This is a genomic window from Polaromonas sp. P1_G2, assembly GCF_056405515.1.
On record NZ_JBFUBY010000271.1, the window covers coordinates 1 to 7,333 of the forward strand.

At 64.3% G+C, this 7,333-nt stretch carries 7 protein-coding genes and 1 pseudogene; 4 read left to right on the forward strand and 4 right to left on the reverse strand.

Annotated elements, in window-relative coordinates; translation table 11 throughout:
* A partial coding sequence (locus AC1D0P_RS21015; protein WP_477678525.1) for an aromatic amino acid transaminase occupies positions 1 to 786 on the forward strand: 786 nt, incomplete at its 5' end.
* Positions 786 to 1,370, forward strand: a complete 585-nt coding sequence (locus AC1D0P_RS21020; RefSeq protein WP_477678531.1) for a nucleotidyltransferase family protein — start codon at positions 786 to 788, stop codon at positions 1,368 to 1,370. The genes AC1D0P_RS21015 and AC1D0P_RS21020, both read left to right, overlap by 1 nt.
* A 4-nt stretch (positions 1,371 to 1,374) precedes the next feature.
* Here the strand turns inward: AC1D0P_RS21020 and ygiD are convergent.
* A pseudogene (ygiD, locus tag AC1D0P_RS21025) lies at positions 1,375 to 2,058 on the reverse strand (4,5-DOPA-extradiol-dioxygenase); the annotation flags it as partial.
* A gap of 227 nt (positions 2,059 to 2,285) precedes the next feature.
* Here ygiD and AC1D0P_RS21030 point away from each other — a divergent pair.
* Positions 2,286 to 3,656 (forward strand): polyhydroxyalkanoate depolymerase, encoded by a 1,371-nt coding sequence (locus tag AC1D0P_RS21030; protein WP_477678526.1) that lies wholly within the window; start codon positions 2,286 to 2,288, stop codon positions 3,654 to 3,656.
* Positions 3,657 to 3,708: 52 nt separating this feature from the next.
* Complete coding sequence (gene rsxB / locus AC1D0P_RS21035; RefSeq protein WP_477678527.1) at positions 3,709 to 4,401, forward strand: electron transport complex subunit RsxB; 693 nt, start codon at positions 3,709 to 3,711, stop codon at positions 4,399 to 4,401.
* Here rsxB and AC1D0P_RS21040 read toward each other — a convergent pair.
* The 3 genes from AC1D0P_RS21040 to AC1D0P_RS21050 form a co-directional block, all read right to left on the reverse strand.
* The gene (locus AC1D0P_RS21040) at positions 4,393 to 5,916 is read right to left on the reverse strand and encodes a methyl-accepting chemotaxis protein (RefSeq protein ID WP_477678528.1); all 1,524 of its coding nucleotides are present in this window, start codon (positions 5,914 to 5,916) and stop codon (positions 4,393 to 4,395) included. The two genes, rsxB and AC1D0P_RS21040, sit on opposite strands and share 9 nt — an antisense overlap.
* Before the next feature lie 147 nt (positions 5,917 to 6,063).
* Entirely contained in the window at positions 6,064 to 6,540 is a 477-nt protein-coding gene (locus AC1D0P_RS21045; protein WP_477678529.1) for a VOC family protein, read from the reverse strand.
* On the reverse strand, positions 6,537 to 7,333 hold a 797-nt coding region (locus AC1D0P_RS21050; protein WP_477678530.1), incomplete at its 5' end, for a biotin/lipoyl-containing protein. The genes AC1D0P_RS21045 and AC1D0P_RS21050, both read right to left, overlap by 4 nt.

A 7,333-nucleotide genomic window follows, 5' to 3' on the forward strand; every position in this document is an offset into this window, starting at 1 on the left:
CTTTTCAGCCAGGCCGGTTTTGTCGTTGAAAGCTATCCTTACTACGACGCAGCCAAGCGCGGCATCAACTTCGAGGGCATGCTCGCCGCCCTCAACGCGGCAGCCGAAGGCACCATCGTCGTGCTGCAYGCCTGCTGCCACAACCCGACCGGCTACGACATCACCGCCGCCCAGTGGGACCAGGTGATCGCCGCCGTCAAGGCGCGCAAGCTGACGCCTTTCCTCGACATGGCCTACCAGGGCTTTGGCCACGGCATTGCGGAAGACGGCGCCGTCATCGGCAAATTTGTGGCCGCCGGCCTGAGCTTTTTCGTGTCGACGTCCTTCTCCAAGAGCTTCAGCCTCTATGGCGAACGCGTGGGCGCCCTGTCGGTGCTCTGCGAGTCCAAAGAAGAAGCCGACCGCGTGCTGTCGCAGCTCAAGCTGGTCATTCGCACCAATTACAGCAACCCGCAGATCCACGGCGGCATGGTGGTGGCCATGGTGCTCAACACGCCGGCGCTGCGCACCCAATGGGAGCAGGAACTGGGCGAAATGCGTGTTCGCATCAAGGCCATGCGCCAAAAGCTCGTGGACGGCCTGAAGGCCGCCGGCGTCAAGGAAGACATGAGCTTCGTCACCGCCCAGATCGGCATGTTCAGCTATTCCGGCCTCAGCAAGGACCAGATGGTGCGCCTGCGCAACGAGTTCGGCGTCTACGGCACCGACACCGGCCGCATGTGCGTGGCCGCGCTCAACAGCAAGAACATCGACTACGTCTGCGCGTCGATTGCCAAGGTCGTCTGATTCCCCTGACGCCTTCTGAGCCTGCCAGCCCGGATGTCTTCATCCGGGACGTCCTGCAAAACCGCAACAACCAGCGCATCCTGGCGCAGTTACCCGCCCTGGGCCTGCCGGATGCCTGGCTGGTCGCGGGCTGCCTTTTTCAGACTGTCTGGAACCTGCGCTCAGGCAACCCGCCAGAAGCCCACATCAAGGACTACGACCTGTTTTACTTCGACCCCTCAGATCTTTCGGAGGCGGCGGAGGCCCGGGTCAATGAGAGGGTCCTGGCCTGCTTTGCCGGCCAGGGCATCACGGTGGAAGCGAAAAACCAGGCCCGGGTCCATACCTGGTACCAGGACTACTTCGGTTTTCCCTACCCTGCCCTGCGCAGTTCCCGGGACGGCATTGACCGTTTCCTGGTCACCAGCACCTGCGTAGGCCTGAAAGCGGGCGGCTCAGGCCTGGAGCTTTACGCACCCAACAGCCTGGACGATCTGTACCAAGGCCGGCTCAGCCCAAATCCGCTGTGCCCTCACCTGCCGCTGTTTGAAAAGAAGGCCGCGGCCTACCGGGTACGCTGGCCCTGGCTGCGAACCAGCACCTGAGCGCCTAGCCCCACACCGCCGATCGCATCGAGATCGACCCCGCCTGGAAGCTGGTGTTGAAAAAGCGCATGGGCTCCTTCCCGTCGGCGGCGCCGGCGGCATACAGCAGGGGCAGGTAGTGCTCATGGGTGGGATGCGCCATTTTGGCGACCTGGCCCAGCTTCTGGAAGTTCTGCAGCGCGTCGAGGTTGCCCTGCTGCAGGTAGCCGCCCGTGATCTGGTCGAACTCCAGCGCCCAGTCGTAGGCCTGGCTGCCCGTCGCGCCGCGCTGCATCTGGCGCAGGTTGTGCACGATGTTGCCGCTAGCCACCACCAGCACCCCGCGCTCGCGCAAGGCCTTGAGCTGCTTCGCCAGCGCATAGTGGTCCTCGGGCGCGCGGCCGTAGTCCATGCTGAGCTGGATCACCGGGATGTCCGCATCCGGGAACATGGGCTTGAGCACCGACCAGGCGCCATGGTCCAGTCCCCATTCGCTTTCATCGATGCCCAGCGGCGCCGAGGCCCGCTGGCGCACCAGCTGGCTGATGGCCTGCGCGGCGGACGGGTCGCCGGGCGCGGGGTATTGCTGGTCGAACAGCTCCTGCGGAAAACCGCCGAAGTCGTGGATGGTCTTGGGCTTGTCCATGCCGGTCAGCCACCAGCCTTCGGTCAGCCAATGCGCGGAAATGCACAAAATCAGCTGCGGTTTGACCGCTGGCCGAGGGCAGAATGGTAAGTGTTCCTACAATTCCTCAGGTGGCGGCGGTTTATCGGCAAAACAAGCCCCGGCCCACCTGCGTGGCGCTTTGGCACCAATCCCGTGAAAAGCGCCCGGAATTGGTGGTTATCCTCAAATCAGTGCGCCGCCCGCCTGTTATATTGCACTGCAACATACTACGTTTTACTTCATAACGACATAACCAAGGTTGACCCCCGATGCTGTACCAAGTCTATGAAACCCAGCGCACCTTGATGGAGCCCTTTGTTGACTTCGCACAGGCTGCCGCCAAGCTCTACGGCAACCCCCTGTCGCCGCTCGGGCAAAACCCTTTCGCCCAGCGTGTGGCAGCCGGTTACAGCCTGATTTACCGGTTGGGCAAGGATTATGAAAAACCGGCCTTTGACATCCGGACCGTCGACGTCAACGGCACCGATGTCAGCATCCACGAACGCGTGGAAATCGACAAACCCTTTTGCGAACTGCGCCGCTTCAAGCGTTTCACCGACGATCCCGCCACGCTGACGGGCCTGAAGGGCGAACCGGCGGTGCTGATCGTGGCGCCGCTGTCCGGCCACTACGCCACCTTGCTGCGCGACACCGTGCGCACCATGCTCAAGGACCACAAGGTCTACATCACCGACTGGAAAAACGCGCGCACCGTGCCGCTGTCCGACGGCTCCTTCCACCTGGACGACTACGTCAACTACGTGCAGGAATTCATTCGCCACATCCAGGGCATTTACGGCAACTGCCACGTCATCAGCGTCTGCCAGCCCACCGTGCCGGTGCTCGCGGCCGTGTCGCTGATGGCCTCGCGCGGTGAGACCACCCCGCTGAGCATGACCATGATGGGCGGCCCCATCGATGCGCGCAAATCGCCGACGGCCGTGAACAACCTGGCCATGAACAAGAGCTATGAGTGGTTTGAAAATAATGTGATTTACCGCGTGCCCAGCAACTTCCCGGGCGCCGGCCGCCGCGTCTACCCCGGCTTTCTGCAGCACACCGGCTTCGTCGCGATGAACCCCGACCGCCACGCCAGCAGCCACTACGACTACTTCAAGGACCTGCTCAAGGGTGACGACGCCAGCGCCGAGGCCCACCGCAAGTTCTATGACGAATACAACGCCGTGCTCGACATGGACGCCGATTACTACCTGGAAACCATCAAGACGGTGTTCCAGGAGTTCAAGCTGGTGAACGGCAACTGGGACGTCAAGAATGTGGACGGCGAACTTGAGCGCGTGCGTCCCCAGGACATCAAGACCACGGCCCACTTCACCGTCGAAGGTGAACTCGACGACATCTCCGGTTCGGGCCAGACCGAGGCGGCCCACAGCCTTTGCTACAACATCCCCAAGGGGCTGCAAAAGCACCTCGAGGTCAAGGGCGCGGGCCACTACGGCATCTTCAGCGGCCGCCGCTGGCGCGACATTGTGTACCCGCAGGTCAAGGCTTTTATTCTTGAGAACAACAAGCCTTCGGCTGCGGCCAAACGCGCCGCAACAGCAAAGCCTGCCGCAAAATCCGCCAAGCCCGCTGCAAAGCCGGCGGCAAAAAAGACCGCGCGCAGCAAGCAAGCCTGAACACGCCGGCAGCGGCAGGCCCTGGGGCCATGACTGGTAGGACAATAAGCCGGTGACTTCCCCCATAGCCTCCCGCCTGGCAGAGCGCCTCAACGCCGCCCTGCCCCAAACCCAGTGCACCCGCTGCGGTTACCCCGACTGCTCGGCCTATGCCGAAGCCATGGCCTCCGGCGCAGCCGCGATCAACCAGTGCCCGCCGGGCGGCGCCGAAGGCGTTCAGCGCCTTGCGGCCATCACCGGCCTGCCCGTCCTGCCCCTGAATCCTGCCAACGGCACGGAAGGCCCGCGCGCTATGGCCGTCATTGACGAGAACTGGTGCATAGGCTGCACCCTGTGCCTCAAGGCCTGCCCGACCGACGCCATCATGGGCAGCAACAAGATGATGCATACCGTGATCGAGCCCTGGTGCACGGGCTGCGAGCTGTGCATCCCGGTGTGCCCGGTCGACTGCATCAGCCTCGAAAACATCACCGGCGCGCGCACCGGCTGGGAGGCGTGGTCGCCGCAGCAAGCCGACACGGCGCGCAGCCGCTATGAGCTTCACGGCCGGCGTTACCCCAAGGAAAGCGCCGCAATCCCGCAGCCAACCACCGAAAGCGCCCAGCCGTTCCAAGCGGAAGACAGGCCGGCCGCTCCCGCATCCGCTTCGTCAACCGATGACAGCAGCGCCGAGCGCAAGCGCGCCGTGATCGAAGCCGCGCTGGCCCGCGCCCGCGCCAAACGCGACCCCGCCGCCTCAGGCTGACACGATGTTTTTGTAGACACCGCAGCCCACGAAGATGTCGCCGGCCTGCTGCACGAATGACATCTTGGTCTGGACCTTGCCCGTGGCCGGGTTGGTGATGTCGTACTCGACCCAGCCCGGCTCCTCGCCGGCCTGCGAAACAATGGCCTCCAGCAGCCCCTGCCCGTCAATGCCGGGGATGTCCTGCACACGCGTGCCCAGCTTGGCCGGGTTGCCGCCAAACGCCAGGTAGGTGCCGCGGCTGTCCAGCGCAAAGACGTACATGTCGCGGTCATGGAAACCCTTGGCGGGGTTGGTGAGGTCGCGCAAGAAGACATCCCTGGGCATGTTGCGGCCATGCGCGATGGCCCGTCCCACCATGGCACACGCTTCCTCGGCCGATCCCTGCTGCAGCCTGAAGCCGGCCACCGACTGCACCAAGGTGCTCGCCCGCCCCTCAAGCCTGGTGGCCTGCGCCACGGCGCGCTCCACCATCTGCGCGTTGTCCTGGGTGATTTTGTCGAGCTGCCGGACCGCCGTCGTGATTTCGCCAAGGCTGGCGCTTTGCTCAGTGCTGGACTTCGAAATCTGCACCATATTGGCCGCCACGTCGCGGATGCCGGAAACCATGTGCGTGATGCTGCTTCCCGCCGTGCGTATGGTTTGCACGCTGGCCTCCACCTGCCGCGAAGACTCGCCGATCAGCTGGCGGATTTCCTTCGCCGACTCGGCCGACCGTTTGGCAAGCGAGCGCACCTCGGCGGCCACCACCGCGAAACCACGGCCCGACTCTCCCGCGCGGGCAGCCTCCACCGCGGCATTGAGGGCCAGGATRTTGGTCTGGAAAGCCAGGCCGTCGATCACGCCGACGATCTCGTCCATGCGCCTGGCGCCGCCGTGAATGGCCTCCACGGAAGCGACGGCCTCCGTCATGGCCGCGGCGCCGGCCTCGGCCAGGTCCCGCACCTGGGCTGCCTGCAGATTGGCCTGGCCGGCCCTGCCGGCATTGTCCCGGACGGTGGAAGACAGCTGTTCGACGCTGGCCGCCGTCTGCTCCAGGTTGGCGGCCTGCTGTTCGGTGCGGTCCGACAGCTCACGGTTGCCCCTGGCCATGCTCTGGCCAGAGTGCGCCACAAATGCCGCGTTGCTGCGCACATTGGCCACCATGCCCGAGAGTGTGTGGCTGAGTGCGGACGTGGAGGCCAGCAGGCGGCCCAACTCGTCGGCGCCGCTGCCTGCAGGTTCGATTCGCAAGTCGCCGGCGACCATCTTGCCCGTGGCCCTGGCCAGCTGGTCGATGCCGTCGGCCATCACGCAACGGAAGGCGAGCAGAAAGTAAAGCAGCAGCGCGAGGATCAAGCCGCATGCCGTTGCCAGCGCAGCCAGGCCCTCAGCCGGCCTGGATGCCAGCGTGAACTGCAACACGACGAGCAAAGGCGGCAGGGCCGACAAAACCGCAAGCCACGCGAGCTTTCCCCCAAGCTGCAGGCGACGGAGCAGCCGGATGCCAGGATTCAACAGCGTGCCGGGATTCATCAAAAAAGTCTTCTTCAAATGGAAACGCAGGTTGCGCTTCTCTTGAAACCATTGTGAAGAATTGCACAGCGGCCAATTGAGAAAAAAGAGGGCTTAAGCGCGCCCTCATCCAGGGGCAGCCCGGCCCGCTCCCTGGCCTCTCCGCGTTTACCCCAGGGCCGCGAAGGCCTTGATGACTTCAGGCGGCGCCTGCACCATCTCGATCAGCACACCCTCGCCCGCAATCGGAAATTCGTCGCTGGCTTTGGGGTGCAAAAAGCAGATGTCAAAACCCGCGGCCCCCTTGCGTATGCCGCCCGGCGCAAAACGCACACCCTGGGCCGTCAGCCATTCCACGGCTTTGGGCAGGTCGTCTATCCACAGGCCCACGTGGTTGAGCGGCGTGGTGTGTACCGCGGGTTTTTTGTCCATGTCCAGCGGCTGCATCAGGTCGACCTCGACCTTGAACGGGCCGCTGCCGATGACGCAGATGTCCTCGTCCACATTCTCGCGTTCGCTGACGAAGTTGCCGGCGACTTCCAGTCCCAGCATGTCCACCCACAGCGTGCGCAGGCGATCCTTGCTGGCGGCGCCTATGGCGATTTGCTGGATGCCCAGTACCTTGAAAGGACGGGCCGCACTCATGCCTGGAACTCCACGATGGGCTRGTCTACGCTGAGCGACTCGCCCTTGGCGGCCAGGACCTTGCCGACCACACCGTCAGCCACAGCGAACAGCACGTTTTCCATCTTCATGGCTTCAATCACGGCCACGCGCTCGCCGGCCTGCACTTTCTGTCCCACCTGAACCGCCACGTCCACCAGCAGTCCCGGCATGGGCGACAGCACATAGCGGCTCATGTCGGGCGGCGCCTTGTAGGGCATCAAGGCATGCAGTTGCGCCGCGCGGGGCGTCAGCACCAGCGCGTCCAGCCGCGTGCCGTTGTGGGCGATGCGGATGGCCAGCGGATTGCGGCCCACGCCGCGCTCCACCTGCGCCGCAAAAGGCTGGCCGTTGACGGTGCCGCGAATGCGCGCGCCGCCCAGGTGCCAGTTGCTGCAGATTTCATAACTCCGCGCACCCACCTCGACTGTGCCGGAACCGGTTTGCGCCTGGTAGTTGCGCACCGTCACCGGGTGTGTGGTGTTCTGCCCGGCCGCTCCCAGGCCGACCACGGCGAACTCTTCGCCCACCGTCACGCCATGGCCAGGCAGCTGGCCGCTGATGCCGGCCGCGCGGCCCAGCATGCGGCGATTGACGTAGGCCGCCAGCGCCAGCAGGAAGGACGGGTCCTCGTGCGGCACATCCTCGGCGTGAAAGCCCTTGCTGTAGTTCTCGGCGATAAAACCGGTGTTGAAATCGCCCGCGACGAATTTGGGATGCGCCAGCAAGGCCGCCTGGAAAGGAATGTTGCTCGAGATTCCGCGGATCACAAAGC

Coding starts and splice junctions, on each gene's coding strand:
- AC1D0P_RS21030 (WP_477678526.1), top strand. CDS start 2,286: ATGCTGTACCAAGTCTATGAAACCCAGCGCACCTTGATGGAGCCCTTT.
- AC1D0P_RS21045 (WP_477678529.1), bottom strand. CDS start 6,540: ATGAGTGCGGCCCGTCCTTTCAAGGTACTGGGCATCCAGCAAATCGCC.